Origin of the sequence: Streptomyces sp. NPDC093221 (genome assembly GCF_044753885.1) — a bacterium.
GTDB lineage: Bacteria > Actinomycetota > Actinomycetes > Streptomycetales > Streptomycetaceae > Actinacidiphila.
In genome coordinates this window covers 433,713-451,437 of the sequence record NZ_JBIVOA010000005.1, presented here as the reverse complement: position 1 = coordinate 451,437, position 17,725 = coordinate 433,713, and the positions used below count along the sequence as shown (strand labels likewise).

Genomic DNA, 17,725 nt, shown 5'->3' with positions numbered 1-17,725 from the left:
CCGCTCAGACCCCGGCGGTACGGCCGCGGCCGAGCCCCACCGCGACCATGACCGCCACCGCGAGCAGTACGGCCGCGTCCACCGCCAGCGCCAGGTGGATACCGGACAGCAGGTGCGCCCGGCTGGACGCCAGCGCGGAGAGCAGCGGGATGCCGACCGTCAGACCGATCTGCTGACTGCTCGTCACCAGTCCGGTGGCCAGGCCCTGTTCGTGGTCCGGCAGCCCGGACGTCGCGGTGATCCCGTACGAGACGATCACCCACAGGTGGCCGACGCACGCCAGCGTGACCCCGGCCATCGCCAGCCACGTGCCGGAGGAGCCGGGGCCGAGCAGGACCAGCACGGCGGTCAGCGCGCCCTGCACGACCAGACCGGCCAGCAGCGTGCCGCGGGTGCCGATCCGGCCGATCACCCGCGCCGCGGTCATCCCCGTGACGGCCGCGGCCACGCCCTGGACACCGAAGACCAGGCCGGTGCGGAACGCCGACAGGCCGCGGATCTCCTGGAGGTAGAGGGTGAGCAGGAAGACCACCGTGCTCATCATCGAGAAGGTGGCGAGCCCGGCCAGATTGCCCCAGGCCACCGTGCGTCGGCGCAGCATCGGCAGCGACACCAGCGGCTCGGCGGCCCGCGACTCCACCGCCACGAAGGCGGCCAGCAGCGCGACGCCCAGCACCAGGGCGGCGATCACGTCGGCGCCGCCGAAGCCGCGCTGCGCGGCCGTGGACAGCGCGTAGATCACCGCGAGCAGCCCGCCGGTCACGGTGACCGCGCCGGGTACGTCGATCCGCGGGCGGCGCGGGTGCCGCGACTCGGTGAGCAGCGCGGGCGCGGCGGCCAGGACGAGGACGCCCGCGGCGGCCAGCAGCGCCATCGTGGACCGCCAGCCGAAGGCGTCGGTGAGCGTGCCGCCCATCACCATGCCGATGGTGAAGCCCAGCGACAGCAGCGTGCCGCTGATCCCCAACGCCCGCTCCCGCAGCGGCCCTTCGGGGAAGGTCGTGGTCAGCAGCGACATGCCGGTCGGCACCACGGCCGCCGCGCCCAGGCCCTGCACGGCCCGCGCGGCCAGGAAGGCCGCCGGGTTCCAGGCGAGGGTGGCCAGCAGTGAGGCGGCGGCGAAGACCGCGAGACCGGTCAGGAACAGCCGGCGCCGCCCGTACAGGTCGGCGATCCGGCCGAAGAGCAGCAGGAATCCGCCGGACGGCAGCGCGAAGGCGGTCACCGCCCACTGGAGATTGGCCCTGCTCATACCGAGGTCGGAGCCGAGGACGGGCAGCGACACGTTCAGGATGGAGAAGTCCAGGGAGATCATGAACTGGGCGGCGCAGAGCACGAGGAGCACCAGTTTGGCGCGGATGCCGAGGTGTTGGGGAGCCGGGGCGCGCAGGGCGCCCGTCGTGCCCGAGGCGGGGCCCGAGGCGGGGCCCGTGCCGGGGCCCGAGGCGGACGTGCTCGAAGGGGACGCGGTGGTGTCGGTTGCCATGCGACCACCTTCCGGCGATCCACGGGCCGGTGGGGAGCCGCCCTTTATGCTGGTGGCCGGACCACCAGCCAGGCCGCAGGCCGAGGGGGAGCGAGTGGAACAGACCGTGTCCGCGCCGTTGTCGTCGAAGCCGCACCGCCGCCGGGAACTGCGGGACTTCCTGATGGCCCGCAGGGCCCGGATCTCGCCCGCGCAGGCCGGACTCCCGGACGGCGGCGCCCGGCGCCGCACACCGGGGCTGCGCCGCGAGGAGGTCGCCGTGCTGGCCGGGGTCGGCGCGTCCTGGTACCAGTGGCTCGAACAGGGACGCGACATCACCGTCTCCCCGCAGGTCCTCGACGCGGTCGCGCGCGTGCTGCGCCTGACCGGTCCGGAGCGGCGCCATCTGTACGTGCTCGCCGGGCTCAATCCGCCGCTGCCGGAAGCGGTGCCCGACGCCGACTTCTGCGAGGGGCTCTACCGGCTGATCGAGTCCTGGTCGCCGTTCCCCGCGCACATCATGGACGCCTACTGGAACATCCTGGCGTTCAACGAGCCGGCCCGGCAGACCTTCGCCTTCACCGCGCGCGACACGAACTGCCTGGTCAGCTTCTTCACTGACCCCGTCTACCGGGGCCGCGCCGACCGGCACGCGACGCTGGCGGCGACCATCGTCGCCCAGTACCGTGCCGCCGCCTCGGAGTACCCGGACGACGAGGGCTTCCACCGGATCGTCTCCGAACTGGCGGCGGTCAGCACGGAATTCGCCGAGCTGTGGGCGCTCGGCGACGTCCAGCCCAGCGGCCAGCTCGTCAAGGAGCTGAGCCACCCGCTCGTGGGCGACCTCCACTTCGAGAGCACCCAACTGCGCATCCCGGCCCGCCCCGACCTCACCATCGTGATGCACAATCCGCTGCCGGACACCGAAACGGCCGCCAAGCTCCAGTGGCTGGCGTCACCGGAGCAGCGGCGCGGGTCGTTCCGCTCGGTGGACGAGCGGGCGAGCTGACCGCGGGGGCCTGAGGATTTCCGGGCCCGCGGGTCCCCCGGACGGGTCCGGATCGCCGGGGTCTCGGGCACTCGGGCTCTCGGGCACTCGGGCTCTCGGGCACCCGGGCTCTCGGGACCTCGGGCTCTCGGGCACTCGGGACCTCAGGCTCTCGGGCACTCGGGACCTCGGGCTCTCGGGCACTCGGGACCTCAGGCTCTCGGGCTCTCAGGCTCTCGGGACCTCAGGTGCCGAAGGTGCCGATCATCGAGACCAGGTTGGCGCTGGCCGCCTGGATCGACGTGGCCAGGCTCGTGTCCGCCAGATAGAACCCGAAGGCACCGCAGACGAGAGCGTGGGTCGCCTTCATCGAGCCCTTCCGCTTCAGGAAGAAGGCCGCGACGGCGAGGACGATGACGAAGGGCAGGTGCAGAAGCATCGAATCACCTCAGACGAGGAGGACTGCACGACCCACGCTAAGGGCGGTTCGCTGTCCGCGCATCTTCGGCCACCCAGGGTGACGACACCGGGGGCCACCTCCGCGAAGGCGCGTGCGGGGCGGCGGATAAGGTCGGCGCATGAGCGATGCGACCGTGGACCCGGAAGACCGGAAACTCATCACGTTGGCCCGGTCGGTCCGTGCCCGTAACGGCGCGCCGGAAGGCGCGGCGGTACGGGACGAGATGGGCCGGACCTATGTGGCGGGCCCCGTGGCGCTGGCGTCGCTGAATCTCAGCGCGCTCCAGACGGCGGTGGCGATGGCGGTGGCGAGCGGGGCGACCTCGCTGGAGGCGGCCGTCGTGGTCACGGCGGAGACCGCCGCCGCGGACCGGGACCGCGCCGTCGTCGGGGACCTGGGCGGCCCGGCCACGCCGGTGATCCTCGCGGCCCCGGACGGCACGGTCCGGAGCACGGTCACCGCGGGCTAGGGGTCGAAGGGGCCGTTCGTGATCCGCCGGACAGGCCCTGGGGCCTGTCCGGCGCGCCGGGACGCACGCTAGAGCGCGTCGGGTCCGCGCTCCCCGGTCCTGACCCGTACGGCCGTCTCGACCGGCACCGCCCACACCTTGCCGTCACCGATCTTGCCGGTGCGGGCCGCGGCCACGAGCGTCTCGATGACGGCCTCGACGTCGGCGTCCTCGACCAGCACCTCCACCCGGGCCTTGGGGACGAGGTCGACCCGGTACTCGGCGCCGCGGTAGACCTCGGTGTGGCCGCGCTGGCGCCCGTAGCCGCTGGCCTCGGTGACGGTGAGGCCGTGCACGCCCATCTCCTGGAGTGCGGTCTTCACGTCGTCCAGTTTGAACGGCTTGATGACCGCGGTGACCAGCTTCATCCGAGGGTGCTCCTGTCCGGGACGTGAGCAGCGGCCTTGTGCGCGGGGAGCGACGTGCCGTGCGTCAGTACGCCGTGATCGTAGGCGGTCTCGGCGTGCACGGTCAGGTCGAGGCCGGTCCGTTCCTCCTCCTCGCTCGCCCGGAAGCCCATCAGCCGGTCGATCGCCCGCCCGATGCCGTACGTCACGGCGAAGGCGTACGCCCCGACCGCCGCGACCGCGACCGCCTGTCTGCCGAGCTGGCCGAGGCCGCCGCCGTACAGCAGGCCCTCGGGGCCGCCGGTCATGGTGGCGGTGGCGAGCAGGCCGATGAGCAGGGTGCCGACCACGCCGCCGACGAGGTGGACGCCGACCACGTCGAGCGAGTCGTCCACGCCCCAGCGGAACTTCCAGCTCACGGCGTACGAGCAGAGCACCCCGGCGCAGAGCCCGACGACCAGCGCGCCCACCATGTCGACGCTGCCGCAGGACGGGGTGATGGCGACGAGACCGGCGACCGCGCCGGACGCGGCGCCCAGGGTGGTGGCGTGCCCGTCCCTGCGCTTCTCGACCAGCAGCCAGCCGAGCAGCCCGGCGCAGCCCGCCGCCTGGGTGTTGACGAAGGCGGCGGCGGCCAGGCCGTTGGCGCCGAGCGCGGACCCGGCGTTGAAGCCGAACCAGCCGAACCAGAGCAGGCCCGCGCCGAGCAGCACCAGCGGCAGGTTGTGCGGGCGCATCGAGTCCTTGCGGAAGCCGAGCCGGGGCCCGAGCACGATCGCCAGCGCGAGCCCGGAGGAGCCCGAGCACACCTCCACGACGGTGCCGCCCGCGAAGTCCAGCGCGCCCAGTTCGCCGACGATCCACCCGCCGGTGCCGAACACCCAGTGCGCGACGGGTACGTATACGGCCAGCGTCCACACCAGGACGAACACCACCCACGCGCCGAACCGCGCGCGGTCCGCGACGGCGCCGCTGATCAGCGCGGCGGTGACGATCGCGAAGGTGAGCTGGAAGGCGGCGAAGAGCAGGGTCGGCACATGGCCGGTGACGGTCGTCGGGGTGATGCCGTGCATCCCGAGGTGGTCCAGGCCGCCGATCAGGCCGAGGCCGCCGGCGTCGGGGCCGAAGGCGAGGGTGTAACCGGCGGTCAGCCAGACCACGGTGACCAGCGCGATCGACACGAAACTCATCATGAACATGTTGAGGACGCTCTTGCTGCGGACCATGCCGCCGTAGAAGAGCGCGAGGCCGGGGGTCATCAGCAGGACCAGCGCGGTGGCGGCCAGCAGCCAGGCGGTGTCGCCCGCGTCGACCGCGGGTTGACCGGCGGACAGGAGCAGCACGGGGGAGTCCCTTCCATGGACGGCTGGGGAAGAGCGTCACGGGCGCGTATTTCCGGTTGTGGGCATACGTGTTTCCGCCGTGTTTCGTGTTGCGCGAGGGTTTCCGGCGGATCACCGTGCCGTCACCCGCGGGCCGCCGGAGAAGGGCCCCGGCGGGTGCCGTACGGGCGGGGGCGGACTCAGGCACCCCCGTCTTCGGGGAGAATGGGCGCATGAGCGCTCGTACCCAGCCCGCAGACACCCCGCACCGGTCCGGTTTCGCCTGTTTCGTCGGCCGCCCCAACGCCGGGAAGTCCACCCTCACGAACGCTCTGGTCGGCCAGAAGGTGGCGATCACCTCCAACCGGCCGCAGACCACCCGGCACACCGTGCGCGGCATCGTGCACCGGCCGGACGCCCAGCTCGTGCTGGTCGACACCCCGGGGCTGCACAAGCCGCGCACGCTGCTCGGCGAGCGGCTCAACGACGTGGTGCGCACCACCTGGTCGGAGGTCGACGTGATCGGCTTCTGCCTGCCCGCCGACCAGAAGCTCGGCCCCGGCGACACCTTCATCGCGCGCGAGCTGGCCGGGATCAAGAAGACGCCGAAGGTCGCCATCGTCACCAAGACCGACCTGGTCGACGGACAGACGCTGCGCGAGCAGCTGCTCGCCGTGGACAAGCTCGGCCGCGACATCGGCATCGAGTGGGCCGAGATCGTGCCGGTCTCCGCGACCGGCGGCGACCAGGTCGAGCTGCTGGCCGACCTGCTGGTGCCGCTGCTGCCGGAGGGCCCGCTGCTCTACCCCGAGGGCGACCTCACCGACGAGCCCGAGCAGGTCATGGTCGCCGAGCTGATCCGCGAGGCCGCGCTCGAAGGCGTACGCGACGAACTGCCGCACTCCATCGCGGTCGTCGTCGAGGAGATGCTGCCGCGCGAGGGCCGCCCCGAGAACCGGCCGCTGCTCGACATCCACGCCAACCTCTACATCGAGCGGCCCAGCCAGAAGGGCATCATCATCGGCCCCAAGGGCGCCCGCCTGAAGGAGGTCGGCATGAAGTCCCGCACCCAGATCGAGGCCCTGCTGGGCACCCCGGTCTTCCTCGACCTCCACGTGAAGGTCGCCAAGGACTGGCAGCGCGACCCGAAGCAGCTCCGCAAGCTCGGCTTCTGATCCGCGGCCGGCTCGCGGTTCGCCGACCGTGGGCCGCCCGCGGCGGGTCAGGTGCGGTCGGCGTCCGCCAGGCGGGTCCTGGCACTGGGGGCGGGCAGGGGGCTCGCGCCCTTGATCGTGCGGTGCAGGGGTGAGGTCTCGGTGCGCCGGATGCCGGGCAGCTCGGCGACGGGCCCGGTCAGATAGCGGTAGAGCGCGCTGGCGTCCTGGCAGTTCACGGAGGCGTAGACGTTGGCCGTGCCGGTGGTCGCCGCCGCGAAGGCGATCTCGTGGTGGGCGGCGAGCGCCGCCCCCACCTCGGCCAGACGGGCGGGCTCGACCTCCAGCCACAGCCCCGTCCGCAGCGCGGGCTGGAGCGCGCGCCGGTCGAAGTCCAGGTCGTAGTAGAGGACCCCGGCCGCCCGCAGTTCCGACATGCGCCGCCGTACCGTCGTCTGCGACCAGCCGGTGACCTCGGCCAGTTCGGCGGCGGGCGTCCGGCCGTCCACCGCGAGCGCGTCGAGCAGCGGCTGGTCGTCGGGGGCCAGCGGATACGGCGCCGTGCTCTCCGGGGCCGGGGCCTGCGCGTCCGCCACGACCAGCGCCCGCGCCTCGTCCGGGCTCAGCCAGCCCGCCTTGGTCACCGGGCTCAGATCCTGCCCGAAGAAGACGTGCAGCATCGCCTGCGCGGTCACCTGCACCACGCGCGGTGTGCGCGGCAGCTTCTGGAGCAGCAGCGAGTCGTCCCCCTGGGGGAGCGCGGCCTGCACCAGGCAGAAGATCTCGGTGCCGCCCGAGATGAGGCTGACCCAGCGGGTGTCGGTACGCCGGGCCAGTGCCTCGCTGACCGAGGCCGCCGCGTCCGGCGTGCACCGCACCCGTACGAACCACGGCGTCACACCGATCCGGTGCGGGTCGGTCAGGCCCACCACCCGCAGCAGTCCGCTGGAGCGGAGGCGGCCGTAGCGGCGGGCCACGGTCTGGTCGGAGACGCCGAGCACCTCGCCGATCCGGCGGAACGGCGCCCGGCCGTCGATCTGGAGGGCGTGCACGACCCGGTGGTCCAGCTCGTCGAGTCCCTCCAGCATGTCCCATGTCGTGTCGGATTCCATCGGGCAAGGCTAGAGGATGTCGGATTCCGCCGCCAAGGTGTCGCTGACTGTGGCGCGGACCGGCCGTCACGGATCGTGGGAACCGCTGCACCCCACGATTCGCACGATCCGCCGGACTCGCGGACCCCATGAGGTCCGCCAGGCCCGCGAGGTCCGCTCCCGAACGGAGTTCCACCCATGCGCAAATGGCTGCCCCTCGTGGCGATCTGCCTGGGCGCCTTCATCCTGCTGGTCGACGTCACCATCGTGAACGTCGCCCTGCCGAGCATGGCGTCCGACCTCGACGCGTCCTTCACCTCCTTGCAGTGGGTGATGGACATCTACGCGCTCGCCCTCGCCGCCCTGCTGATGGTGGCGGGCTCGCTCGCCGACCTCTTCGGACACCGGCGGATCTACGCGGCCGGGCTCGTCGTCTTCGCCCTCGCCTCGCTGGCGGCGGCCCTGTCGCCGAACACCGCCGCGCTGATCACCGCGCGGGCCGTGCAGGGCGTGGGCGGCGCCGCGATGTTCGCCACCTCGGCCGCGCTGGTGTCCGCGACCTACCACGGCCGCGACCGCGGCACCGCCTTCGGCGTCTGGGGCGCGGTCAACGGCGCCGCCGCCGCTGCCGGGCCCATCCTCGGCGGCCTGCTGACCCAGGGCTTCGGCTGGCAGGCGATCTTCCTGGTCAACCTGCCGATCGCGGTCGTCGCCGTCGCGCTCACCCTGAAGGTGCTGCCCGCCGGGCGGCGCGGCGCCGGACGCCTGGACCTGCCGGGCGCCGCCGCCTTCACCCTCGCGGCGGCCTCGCTCACGTACGCGCTGATCCGCGGCGGCGAGCACGGCTGGACCGAGTCGCTGACCCTGACCGCCTTCGCGGTCGCCGCCCTGGCCGTCGTCGGCTTCGTCGTCGCCGAGGCCAGGTCCGCGCACCCCATGCTCGACCTGGCGCTGCTGCGCCGTGCCAGCTTCTCCGGCCTGCTCGGCGGCGCCCTGCTCTACCAGGCGGCGGCCTTCAGCGGCCTGGTCTACCTCTCGCTGTGGCTCCAGAACGTCCTCGGCCTCAGCCCGATCCGCGGCGGTCTGGCCCTGATGCCGCTGGCCGGGGCGTCCTTCCTGGCCGCGGCCGTCGCGGGCCGGCACATGCACCGCGTCGCGCCCCGGCTGCCGATCGCCGGCGGTCTCGTCCTGATCGCGGCGGGCTGCGCGGCGCTGTGGCTGTCCGTGCACGCCTCGTCCGGGCAGTCCGCCCTCTTCGCGGGCCTGGCGATCGTCGGTGTGGGCGCGGGGCTGGCCACCCCCGTCCTGGTCTCGGCCGCCGTGGAGGCCGTGCCCCCGCAGCGCGCGGGCATGGCGGGCGCCGCCGTCAACACCTTCCGTCAGCTCGGAATGACGCTCGGCATCGCGGTATTCGGCGCCGTCTTCACCTCGCGGCTGCGCGACACGACCGCGGGCGGCGGCTCGCTGCGGGCCGGATACGCCTCGGGCCTGGACCGCATTTCCCTTTACGCGGCGGTCGCCGCGCTGGCCGGAGCCGTGCTCGTCCTGGCCACGCTCCGCCCCGCCGCTGCCGCCTCTGCTCCCGCTCCGGCCGCCGACGGTGACGCCTCGGCCGAGGCTGAGGGAAAGCCCCAGGTCAGCGCGGTGGAGGAGGTCGCCACCGGCCTGAAATGACGGCCGACGACCGCTTCACCCGATTCACCCGCTTTTGAGTGACCGGCGCCACATATGACGGACACACAAAGTGCCCCCTCTTTCACGCACCGCGACAGAGGGGGCACCCCTTTGTGATCCCCTCGATAGGACGCAGGTCACATACGAAGCCGCTTAGTACACCGCGCCTCCCGTATTGACGGGAAAACGCCTCCTCCCGACCCCGTCTACGAATGCAATCCGTAGACGGGGTCTTTGACCTCTGAATTGCCCGCCTCTAACAATTCACTGGTCCGCTACGGAGGAAGAGGTAATTCCCGAATGCAGCTCCCCACGATCCCGAAGAAGCTCCCTACGTTCACCGCGTTCAACCGGATGCCGAAGAAGCACAAGATCACGGCCGCCGGCGCTGTCGCCGCTGCCGCGGTCGTGCTGACCGTGACCGGTCTGGAAGCGACCGCAGGTGCCGGTTCGGCGACCGCGGCGAGCAACCCGGCCGGGTTCTCGGTCTCCACCGGTACGCAGGTCAAGGACCTGAACGCGCAGACCGGCCTCGCGTCGCAGAAGTCCATCAGGGACGCCGCGCAGAAGAAGACCGACCAGGCCAACGCGGCGAAGAAGGCCGAGGCCGCCAAGCAGGCCGACGCCGCGAAGAAGAAGGCGGACGCCGAGGCGGCCAAGAAGAAGGCCGCGGCCGACGCCGCCGACCGCGCGAAGCAGAAGTCCGCCGCGAACCGCTCGACCAAGCGCGCCCCCGTCGCCGCGCCGAAGAAGGCCGCCGCCGCCACGCCCGTGAAGGCCGCCGCCAAGTCCTACTCGAACAACCTCGACGGCTGGATCAAGCAGTCGCTGGACATCCTGCACTCCAAGGGAATTCCCGCCAGCTACAACGGGATTCACAAGAACATCATCCGCGAGTCCAGCGGTAACCCGAAGGCCATCAACAACTGGGACATCAATGCCCGGAACGGCATTCCCTCCAAGGGCCTGCTCCAGGTGATCGACCCGACCTTCAAGACCTACCACGTGTCCGGTACTTCGTGGGACATCTACGACCCGGTCGCCAACATCACCGCCGCCTGCAACTACGCGGCCGACCGCTACGGCTCGATGGACAACGTGAATTCCGCGTACTGATCGCGCACTTCACCACCCACCGCACCCCGGAGGGGCGGCGAGGCCCCACGGCCCCGCCGCCCTTCCGGCGTCAGCGGCGCCCGCCGGTCCGGTCGGCCAGGTGTCCCGGCGCCCCGACGCCCGTGAGAAGCAGCGGGTCGGTCACCGGGATTCCAGGTCTTCGGACGGGGGCGGCCTATGCGCCCTCGCCCAGGACCGCCTCGATCAATTCGCGTTGGGCGGGGGTCAGGTGGGGGTCGGCGCAGTGGGCGGTGCGGCCGTCGGCGGTGATGGCGTAGGTGAAGCCGTCGGGGACCGGGGGGCCCGAGGGCGGCGGAGCGGCCAGGACGGCCTCGGCCAGGGAGGTGAGGCGGCCCGCGTCGGGGCGGCCCGCCGTGTCGAGGGCGGCGTGGCGGGGGATGCCCGCGAAGCCGCCGGAGCGGACCACCTCGATACGCATGGGCTGTGTCACGCCTCCTGCGGCTGGCCGGGCTGCTGGCGGGGGACCTCGGCCGCGGGGGCGGCGGCCGGAGCGACGCCCACCTGGGACCAGGACGAGAGCACCGCCTGGTGCTGCTCGCCTTCACCGTAGCGGGCCTTGGCCGCCGCGGCGGTGGCCGCGGCGAAGTCCGCGAACTGGGCGTGCGGCGACAGCGAGCCGCCGGTGAGGGTGTCGTACCAGATCTGCCCGGCCTGCTCCCAGGCGTTGCCCCCCAGCTCGGCCGCCAGGAGGTAGAAGGCGTGGTTGGGGATGCCCGAGTTGATGTGCACGCCGCCGTTGTCGCGCGAGGTGGGGACGTAGCCGTCCATCGTGCCGGGCTGCGGGTCCTTGCCGAGCCGCGGGTCGTCGTAGGCGGTGCCGGGCTCCTTCATCGAGCGCAGCGCGTGGCCGTCGACGCCCGGTGCGAGCAGCCCGGCGCCGATCAGCCAGTCGGCCTGCTCCGCGCTCTGCCCGAGTGTGAACTGCTTGATGAGGCTGCCGAAGACATCGGAGACGGACTCGTTGAGCGCGCCGGACTGCCCGAAATAGTCCAGGTTGGCGCTGTACTGGGTGACGCCGTGCGTCAACTCGTGGCCGATCACGTCCAGCGGAAGGGTGAAGTCCAGGAAGATCTCGCCGTCGCCGTCCCCGAAGACCATCTGCTGGCCGTTCCAGAAGGCGTTGTTGTAGCCCTGGAGGTAGTGGACGCTGGCCACCAGCGGCAGGCCCGCGTCGTCGATCGAGTGACGCCCGTACGCCTTCAGATACGTCTCGAAGGTCGCGCCGAGCGCGTCGTACGCCCGGTTGACGCTCGCGTCCTTGGACGGCTTGGCTCCCTCGGCGCGCACCTTGCGCCCCGGCAGCGTGTCCTGGTGCTTGGCGTCGTGAACGGTCCGTCGCGGCTGGTCGGAGGCGGCGGCCCCGGTGACGGCGGTGGCGCCGATCACCGTGGTCAGGCGGCGCCTGGTGCGTTGCAGCGCGTCCTGCTCCAGGGTGCGGCGGGCGGGTCCCGAGACCCCGGAGTCCTCGGAACGGGACAGCTTGTCGAGCACGTGCGGCGGCACGATCGTGCAGAAGACGGCGTTGGGCGCATGCGTGGCAGTCATGGCGGCAATGTGGCACGCGTCACAGTCGCTGTCACGGGTTGCGACGATGATTGACGAAAAGGAGCGAAGGATCATGGTTTGAGTGGACAGAACCGTGCATCTTGCATGCTGAGAGGATCTTCGTACCGGCTACGTGATTCCGTCCGCCTCGGTTATGGTCGTCCCATCATGCGTTTCGGGCTGCTTCTCCTTAGCTGCCGCGGCGAGGGCCTGTAGTCGTAGGCCGACCCCCTCCCCGCGGAGTTCAGGCGTGCCATCGCCGTCGGCCGACACTCAGCCGGACCCCCGAGGAGCCAGAGCCCCATGACAACCCCCAATCGCGTCGGCCGTCCCACGCCCATCACCACGGCCACCGCGCGCCAGCGCCCCAGCGTGATGCCGGTCCACAAGTACGGCCACTACGAGGCCGTGGACATCGCCGACCGCACCTGGCCGAACGCCCGCATCACCCAGGCGCCCCGCTGGCTCTCCACGGACCTGCGCGACGGCAACCAGGCGCTGATCGACCCCATGTCGCCCACCCGCAAGCGCGAGATGTTCGACCTGCTGGTCCGCATGGGCTACAAGGAGATCGAGATCGGCTTCCCGTCCTCGGGCCAGACCGACTTCGACTTCGTACGCTCCCTGATCGAGGGCGACGCGATCCCCGAGGACGTGACGGTCTCCGTCCTGACCCAGGCGCGCGAGGAACTGATCGAGCGCACCGTCGAGGCCCTGCGCGGCGTACCCCGCGCCACCGTCCACCTGTACAACGCGACCGCGCCGGTCTTCCGCCGCGTCGTCTTCCGCGGCAGCCGTGACCAGGTCAAGGCGATCGCGGTGGACGGCACCCGGCTGGTGATGGAGTACGCCGAGAAGATCCTGGGCGACGACACCGTCTTCGGCTACCAGTACAGCCCGGAGATCTTCACCGACACCGAGCTGGACTTCGCCCTGGAGGTCTGCGAGGGCGTGATGGACGTCTGGCAGCCCGAGCCGGGCCGCGAGATCATCCTCAACCTGCCCGCCACCGTGGAGCGTTCCACCCCCTCCACGCACGCCGACCGCTTCGAGTGGATGTCGCGGAACCTGTCCCGCCGCGAGTACGTGTGCCTGTCCGTGCACCCGCACAACGACCGCGGTACGGCCGTGGCCGCCGCCGAACTGGCGCTCATGGCCGGCGCGGACCGGGTCGAGGGCTGCCTGTTCGGGCAGGGCGAGCGCACCGGCAACGTCGACCTGGTGACGCTGGGCATGAACCTGTTCAGCCAGGGCGTCGACCCGCAGATCGACTTCTCGCAGATCGACGAGATCCGTCGTACCGCCGAGTACTGCAACCAGATGGAGGTCCACCCGCGCCACCCCTACGCGGGCGACCTGGTCTACACCTCCTTCTCCGGCTCCCACCAGGACGCCATCAAGAAGGGCTTCGAGGCGATGGAGGCCACCGCCGCCGCCGAGGGCAAGACCGTCGACGACATCGAGTGGGCGGTGCCGTACCTGCCGATCGACCCCAAGGACGTCGGCCGCTCGTACGAGGCCGTCATCCGCGTCAACTCGCAGTCCGGCAAGGGCGGCGTCGCGTACGTGCTGAAGAACGGCCACAAGCTGGACCTGCCGCGGCGGATGCAGATCGAGTTCTCCCGGATCATCCAGGCCAAGACCGACAGCGAGGGCGGCGAGGTCACCCCCGCGCAGATCTGGTCGGTCTTCCAGGACGAGTACCTGCCCACCAGCGACAACCCGTGGGGCCGGGTCGCCCTGCGCTCCGCCCAGACGTCCACCTCCAGCGACGGCACCGACGCCCTCACCGTCGAGGCCGTGGTCGACGGCGTCGAGACCACCCTGAGCGGTACGGGCAACGGCCCGATCTCGGCCTTCGTCGACGCGCTGGCCGGGGTGGGCATCGACGCCCGCGTCCTGGACTACTCCGAGCACACCATGAGCGAGGGCGCCTCCGCGCGGGCCGCCTCGTACATCGAGTGCGCGATCGACGGAAAGGTGCTGTGGGGGATCGGCGTCGACCCCAACACCACCCGCGCGTCGTTGCAGGCGCTGGTCTCGGCCGTCAACCGGGCCGCGCGCTGACGGGATTGACCCGGTTCACCCGGTCCGTCCGAGGGGCGAAAACCCCCGGGCGGACCGGTTCGAGCACCCTCGCAAGGCAATTGCCCCTTACGCGGTACTGACTGCGACCGCCGACTGTGGCTAACATCACGGCAGTGCGGCAGCGTTGCCGAACGGCCGGAGGGTGCAGCGTGATGAAGCTGAGGCTGTGTATCTGGGGTGTGCGAACGGCGTGGCACACCGAGGACGACGGTGAGTTCTTCTGCCCTGATTGCGGCGGCGACCGTGCCTACCACCGCAGAACCGGCACCCGCAGACTGACCGTGCTCAATGTGCCGGTCCTGCGCCGGGGCCCCGCGGGCACCGTCATCGAGTGCACCGCCTGCCACCGGCAGTACGCCTCCGACGTCCTGCTGCGGCCCACCACCACCCGCTTCTCCGCGATGCTGCGGGACGCCGTGCACACCATCGCGCTCGCCGTCCTCACCGCGGGCGGCGCCACCGGCCGCCCGGCCCGCGAGGCCGCCGTCGGCGCCGTGCGCTCCGCCGGGTTCTCCGACTGCACCGAGGACCAGTTGCTCGGGCTGCTCGCCGCCATCGTCGCCGACGAGGGCCGGTACGGCGCCTCGGGCTCGGGGGGTGCCCCCCTCGGGCCCGACTCCTTCGCCGACGAGGTCGACGGGTGCGGGAGCTGGCTGTCCATCGAGCTCCACGAGGCGCTCGAGCCGCTGGCCGACCACCTCGACCCGCTCGGGCGCGAGCGGGTTCTCCTCCAGGGCGCGCACATCGCCCTCGCCGACGGGCCCTACCTTCCTGCGGAACGCGAAGTCCTCGAAGCCGTCGGCCGCTGTCTCTCCCTGCCCCTCACCGACATCGACCGCCTCCTCGCCGGAGCCGCCGCGGCCCTCTGACCTGCGGTCCGCCCGCGCGTGGGCGCCCTGGCGCGCAGGGCCTGTCCTCAAGGTGCCCCCCCAGCGCCCCTGGCAGGGCACAGGCCCTGCGCGAAGAGGGGCGTACTCCTGGGGGAGTAGCCCCCGGATCGGTCCTGGGCGGGACGAGGAAGCCGAGCCCGGCGGAGGAAGCTGACGGTAGGAGAAGACCTCGGCTTTCGGAGGAGCCCATGAACGTCACCACACGTCCGTGGGCGGTACCGCGGCTCAGGGCCGTACCGCTGGCCCGTCTGCGCCCCGCCGCGACCCCGTGACCTGGCTCGGCGCACCCCGCGTCCGGGAGGATGGGTCCGTGGCGCTCACCATGGACCTTCTGCGCGCCCCGCGCATCCCGGCGGCGCCGGGACCGCGGGTCGCCCCCGCCGACGTGGCGTTCGCCGCGCTCGTGTTCGCCGTGGAGGCGCTCCTGGCGTGCTGTCTGCCGGAGGAGCCGGCCAGCGGGCGGCCGGACCTGGCGGGCTGGGCGCTGCTGGTGGGCAGCGCGCTGGTGCTGGTGTGGCGGCGGCGTTCGCCGCTGGTGTGCATGCTCGGGATGCTGGCGTTCGTGGCGCCGTACCACTACCTGGAGAACATCCAGGTGGCGCCGATCCCGTCGAGCATGGTGGCGCTGTACGCGCTGGCGGTCGCGGGGCCGCCCCTGCGTACGTTCCTGCTGCTGCCGACGGTGATCGCGCTGATGGCGGCCATCATGTCGACGATCAGCGCGCCGCACGCGGGCACCGACATGCTCAAGAGCGCCGGCTGGATCGTCGCGGTCGCGGTGGCGGGCGAGGTGGTGCGGATGCACCGCAACTACGTGGCCGCGATCGTCGGGCGGGCCGAGCGCGCCGAGCGCACCCGCGAGGAGGAGGCGGCCCGCCGGGTCGCGGAGGAGCGGCTGCGGATCGCCCGCGACCTGCACGACCTGCTCGCGCACAGCATCACCCTGATCGGCGTGCAGACGTCGGTGGCCGCGCACATCCTGGTCGCCGACCCCGACCGGCTCGACCGTACGGCGGTGGCCGCCGCGCTCGACACGATCGCCGACACCTGCCGGGAGGCCCGCGCCGAGCTGCGGACCACGCTGCGGGTGCTGCGCGCGGACGGCGACGGCCCGCTGCCCGACCTCGCGGGGATACCGGCGCTCGCCAAGGCCGCCGAGGCGGCGGGGGCCAGGGTGGACCTGGGTGACGCCGTGGGCGTCGCGCCGGTGCCGCCCGCGGTGGGCGCCGCGGCCTTCCGGATCGTCCAGGAGTCGCTCACCAACGCGGTACGGCACGCGGGGGTGCCGAGCCCGCTGATCACCGTACGGGTGGACCGCCGGGAGACGGCCCTGCACCTGCTGATCGAGGACGACGGCTCCTGCGGCGGCCCCGCGCCCGCGAACCGCGCCGAGGGGCGTACCGAGGGCTTCGGCATCGCCGGGATGCGCGAGCGCGCCCGCAGCGTCGGCGGCACCCTCACCGCGGGGCCGCGCCAGGACCGTACGGGCTTCACGGTCAGCGCCGTGCTGCCGCTCACCGTCGATCACCAGGGAGACCACAGATGACCTCGCCGCCGCCGATCCGCGTGCTGCTCGCCGACGACCAGACGCTGGTGCGGGCCGCGTTCGCGATGCTGGTGGAGTCCGCCCGCGACATGGAGGTGGTCGGGCAGGCGGCGAACGGCCTGGAGGCGGTCGAGCAGGCCCGCAGCGCCCGCGCCGACGTCATCGTGATGGACATCCGCATGCCGGAGCTCGACGGCATCGAGGCCACCCGGCGGATCGCCGCCGACGACGACCTGGCGGGTGTGCGCATCCTCGTACTGACCACCTACGACGACGACCAGCACGTGGTGTCGGCGCTGCGCGCGGGCGCGTCCGGCTTCCTGGTCAAGGACACCAGGCCCGCGGAGCTGCTGGACGCGATCCGTACCGTGGCGGCCGGGGACTCGCTGCTGTCGCCCGGCCCCACCGCCCGGCTGATCGCCCGGGTGCTGCGGCTGCCGGACCGGCCGCTGGTCAGCGCCCCGGCCCCGGCCGGGCTCGGCGGGCTGTCCGAGCGCGAGCGCGAAGTCCTCACGCTGGTCGCGCGCGGTCTGAACAACGCGGAGACCGGTGAGGCGCTGGGCCTGAGCCCGCTCACCGCCAAGACGCACGTGAGCCGGATCATGGGCAAGCTCGGCGCCCGCGACCGCGCCCAACTCGTCATCACCGCCTACGAGTCCGGCCTGGTCGCGCCCGGCGCCGACCGCTGAGCCGGGGCCCGGCGGCGGCCGGTCGGCCGTCCGTCGCCGTACCGCTCCCGCCGTACGCGAGAATGGGCCCATGAGTCTGTTCCGCGACGACGGCATCGTGCTGCGCACCCAGAAGCTGGGTGAGGCGGACCGGATCATCACGCTGCTCACCCGGCGGCACGGACGGGTACGGGCGGTGGCCCGCGGTGTGCGCAGGACGAAGTCGAAGTTCGGCGCGCGCCTGGAGCCGTTCAGCCACGTCGACGTGCAGTTCTTCGTCCGCGGCGGGGAACTGGTCGGCCGCGGTCTGCCGCTGTGCACACAGGGCGAGACGATCGCGCCGTACGGCGGCTCGATCGTCACCGACTACGACCGCTACACCGCGGGCACCGCGATGCTGGAGACCGCGGAGCGCTTCACCGACCACGAGGGCGAGCCCGCCGTGCAGCAGTATCTGCTGCTGGTCGGCGCGCTGCGGACGCTCGCGGCGGGCGACCACGAGCCGCGGCTGGTGCTCGACGCCTTCCTGCTGCGGTCGCTGGCCGTCAACGGATACGCGCCCAGCTTCGACGACTGTGCCAAATGCGGTATGACCGGTCCCAACCGGTTCTTTTCGGTCGGGGCGGGAGGAGTCGTCTGCGGCGACTGCCGGGTGCCGGGAAGCGTCGTACCCTCACGGGAGTCACTGGAACTGCTCGGCGCGCTGCTGGGCGGCGACTGGGAGACCGCGGACGCCTGCGAGCCGCGCCACTGCCGTGAGGGCAGCGGGCTGGTGGCGGCCTACCTCCAGTGGCACCTGGAGCGCGGACTGCGCTCCCTGCGGTTCGTCGAGAAGACCTGAG

General features: G+C 72.3%; 17 protein-coding genes. 10 read left to right on the top strand and 7 right to left on the bottom strand.

What is annotated here, in order from left to right; genetic code table 11:
- Positions 1-4: 4 nt before the first annotated feature.
- Entirely contained in the window at positions 5-1,486 is a 1,482-nt protein-coding gene (locus tag ACIQCJ_RS22385) for an MFS transporter (RefSeq protein WP_391047484.1), read from the bottom strand.
- A 163-nt stretch (positions 1,487-1,649) separates the two neighbouring features.
- Between ACIQCJ_RS22385 and ACIQCJ_RS22380 the strand changes: the two genes are divergently transcribed.
- On the top strand, positions 1,650-2,474 hold the full coding sequence (locus ACIQCJ_RS22380; RefSeq protein WP_401715844.1) for a helix-turn-helix transcriptional regulator: 825 nt from the start codon (positions 1,650-1,652) through the stop codon (positions 2,472-2,474).
- Between the two features lie 223 nt (positions 2,475-2,697).
- Here ACIQCJ_RS22380 and ACIQCJ_RS22375 read toward each other — a convergent pair whose 3' ends face one another.
- Positions 2,698-2,892, bottom strand: coding sequence for a hypothetical protein (locus tag ACIQCJ_RS22375; protein ID WP_355344517.1), 195 nt, complete (start codon positions 2,890-2,892; stop codon positions 2,698-2,700).
- Positions 2,893-3,031: 139 nt separating this feature from the next.
- Between ACIQCJ_RS22375 and ACIQCJ_RS22370 the strand changes: the two genes are divergently transcribed.
- Complete coding sequence (locus ACIQCJ_RS22370; protein WP_355344520.1) at positions 3,032-3,382, top strand: cytidine deaminase; 351 nt, start codon at positions 3,032-3,034, stop codon at positions 3,380-3,382.
- A 68-nt stretch (positions 3,383-3,450) separates the two neighbouring features.
- On the opposite strand, the gene ACIQCJ_RS22365 is transcribed toward ACIQCJ_RS22370, so the two are convergent.
- Positions 3,451-3,789: a P-II family nitrogen regulator gene (locus ACIQCJ_RS22365; protein ID WP_355344523.1), complete on the bottom strand. Its 339-nt coding sequence runs from the start codon at positions 3,787-3,789 to the stop codon at positions 3,451-3,453.
- Entirely contained in the window at positions 3,786-5,111 is a 1,326-nt protein-coding gene (locus ACIQCJ_RS22360) for an ammonium transporter (RefSeq protein ID WP_391047480.1), read from the bottom strand. The genes ACIQCJ_RS22365 and ACIQCJ_RS22360 overlap by 4 nt, the downstream gene beginning before the upstream one ends.
- A 212-nt stretch (positions 5,112-5,323) precedes the next feature.
- On the opposite strand from ACIQCJ_RS22360, the gene era reads away from it, so the two are divergent.
- Positions 5,324-6,265, top strand: a complete 942-nt coding sequence (gene era, locus ACIQCJ_RS22355; RefSeq protein ID WP_355344525.1) for a GTPase Era — start codon at positions 5,324-5,326, stop codon at positions 6,263-6,265.
- 47 nt (positions 6,266-6,312) lie between these two features.
- Here the strand turns inward: era and ACIQCJ_RS22350 are convergent, their stop codons facing one another.
- Positions 6,313-7,356 carry an Lrp/AsnC family transcriptional regulator gene (locus tag ACIQCJ_RS22350; RefSeq protein WP_401715448.1) on the bottom strand — a complete coding sequence of 348 codons (1,044 nt, stop codon included), beginning with the start codon at positions 7,354-7,356 and terminating at the stop codon, positions 6,313-6,315.
- Positions 7,357-7,533: 177 nt separating this feature from the next.
- Between ACIQCJ_RS22350 and ACIQCJ_RS22345 the strand changes: the two genes are divergently transcribed.
- Complete coding sequence (locus tag ACIQCJ_RS22345) at positions 7,534-9,009, top strand: DHA2 family efflux MFS transporter permease subunit (protein ID WP_391047476.1); 1,476 nt, start codon at positions 7,534-7,536, stop codon at positions 9,007-9,009.
- A gap of 300 nt (positions 9,010-9,309) precedes the next feature.
- Entirely contained in the window at positions 9,310-10,125 is an 816-nt protein-coding gene (locus ACIQCJ_RS22340) for a transglycosylase SLT domain-containing protein (protein ID WP_355344534.1), read from the top strand.
- A 175-nt stretch (positions 10,126-10,300) separates the two neighbouring features.
- On the opposite strand, the gene ACIQCJ_RS22335 is transcribed toward ACIQCJ_RS22340, so the two are convergent.
- Positions 10,301-10,564, bottom strand: a complete 264-nt coding sequence (locus tag ACIQCJ_RS22335; protein ID WP_355344843.1) for a protealysin inhibitor emfourin — start codon at positions 10,562-10,564, stop codon at positions 10,301-10,303.
- A gap of 8 nt (positions 10,565-10,572) precedes the next feature.
- Positions 10,573-11,691: a M4 family metallopeptidase gene (locus ACIQCJ_RS22330; RefSeq protein ID WP_402712302.1), complete on the bottom strand. Its 1,119-nt coding sequence runs from the start codon at positions 11,689-11,691 to the stop codon at positions 10,573-10,575.
- 303 nt (positions 11,692-11,994) lie between these two features.
- Here ACIQCJ_RS22330 and leuA point away from each other — a divergent pair, with 303 nt between their 5' ends.
- The 5 genes from leuA to recO all read left to right on the top strand — a co-directional run bounded on the left by leuA (position 11,995) and on the right by recO (position 17,724).
- Positions 11,995-13,758, top strand: coding sequence for a 2-isopropylmalate synthase (leuA, locus tag ACIQCJ_RS22325; RefSeq protein ID WP_401853322.1), 1,764 nt, complete (start codon positions 11,995-11,997; stop codon positions 13,756-13,758).
- A 173-nt stretch (positions 13,759-13,931) separates the two neighbouring features.
- Positions 13,932-14,648, top strand: coding sequence for a TerB family tellurite resistance protein (locus ACIQCJ_RS22320; protein ID WP_355344543.1), 717 nt, complete (start codon positions 13,932-13,934; stop codon positions 14,646-14,648).
- A gap of 343 nt (positions 14,649-14,991) precedes the next feature.
- Entirely contained in the window at positions 14,992-16,215 is a 1,224-nt protein-coding gene (locus tag ACIQCJ_RS22315; protein ID WP_402712373.1) for a sensor histidine kinase, read from the top strand.
- Positions 16,212-16,904: a response regulator transcription factor gene (locus tag ACIQCJ_RS22310; RefSeq protein ID WP_355344548.1), complete on the top strand. Its 693-nt coding sequence runs from the start codon at positions 16,212-16,214 to the stop codon at positions 16,902-16,904. Before ACIQCJ_RS22315 ends, ACIQCJ_RS22310 begins: the two co-directional genes overlap by 4 nt.
- A gap of 70 nt (positions 16,905-16,974) precedes the next feature.
- Entirely contained in the window at positions 16,975-17,724 is a 750-nt protein-coding gene (recO, locus tag ACIQCJ_RS22305; RefSeq protein ID WP_355344550.1) for a DNA repair protein RecO, read from the top strand.
- The last annotated feature ends 1 nt before the right edge of the window (position 17,725 follow it).

Excerpts from the sequence above, each read along its gene's own strand:
- ACIQCJ_RS22385 (WP_391047484.1), bottom strand. The coding sequence starts at position 1,486 with ATGGCAACCGACACCACCGCGTCCCCTTCGAGCACGTCCGCCTCGGGC.
- ACIQCJ_RS22380 (WP_401715844.1), top strand. The coding sequence starts at position 1,650 with ATGGCCCGCAGGGCCCGGATCTCGCCCGCGCAGGCCGGACTCCCGGAC.
- ACIQCJ_RS22375 (WP_355344517.1), bottom strand. The coding sequence starts at position 2,892 with ATGCTTCTGCACCTGCCCTTCGTCATCGTCCTCGCCGTCGCGGCCTTC.
- ACIQCJ_RS22370 (WP_355344520.1), top strand. The coding sequence starts at position 3,032 with ATGAGCGATGCGACCGTGGACCCGGAAGACCGGAAACTCATCACGTTG.
- ACIQCJ_RS22365 (WP_355344523.1), bottom strand. The coding sequence starts at position 3,789 with ATGAAGCTGGTCACCGCGGTCATCAAGCCGTTCAAACTGGACGACGTG.
- era (WP_355344525.1), top strand. The coding sequence starts at position 5,324 with ATGAGCGCTCGTACCCAGCCCGCAGACACCCCGCACCGGTCCGGTTTC.
- ACIQCJ_RS22350 (WP_401715448.1), bottom strand. The coding sequence starts at position 7,356 with ATGGAATCCGACACGACATGGGACATGCTGGAGGGACTCGACGAGCTG.
- ACIQCJ_RS22345 (WP_391047476.1), top strand. The coding sequence starts at position 7,534 with ATGCGCAAATGGCTGCCCCTCGTGGCGATCTGCCTGGGCGCCTTCATC.
- ACIQCJ_RS22340 (WP_355344534.1), top strand. The coding sequence starts at position 9,310 with ATGCAGCTCCCCACGATCCCGAAGAAGCTCCCTACGTTCACCGCGTTC.
- ACIQCJ_RS22335 (WP_355344843.1), bottom strand. The coding sequence starts at position 10,564 with ATGCGTATCGAGGTGGTCCGCTCCGGCGGCTTCGCGGGCATCCCCCGC.
- ACIQCJ_RS22330 (WP_402712302.1), bottom strand. The coding sequence starts at position 11,691 with ATGACTGCCACGCATGCGCCCAACGCCGTCTTCTGCACGATCGTGCCG.
- leuA (WP_401853322.1), top strand. The coding sequence starts at position 11,995 with ATGACAACCCCCAATCGCGTCGGCCGTCCCACGCCCATCACCACGGCC.
- ACIQCJ_RS22320 (WP_355344543.1), top strand. The coding sequence starts at position 13,932 with ATGAAGCTGAGGCTGTGTATCTGGGGTGTGCGAACGGCGTGGCACACC.
- ACIQCJ_RS22315 (WP_402712373.1), top strand. The coding sequence starts at position 14,992 with ATGGACCTTCTGCGCGCCCCGCGCATCCCGGCGGCGCCGGGACCGCGG.
- ACIQCJ_RS22310 (WP_355344548.1), top strand. The coding sequence starts at position 16,212 with ATGACCTCGCCGCCGCCGATCCGCGTGCTGCTCGCCGACGACCAGACG.
- recO (WP_355344550.1), top strand. The coding sequence starts at position 16,975 with ATGAGTCTGTTCCGCGACGACGGCATCGTGCTGCGCACCCAGAAGCTG.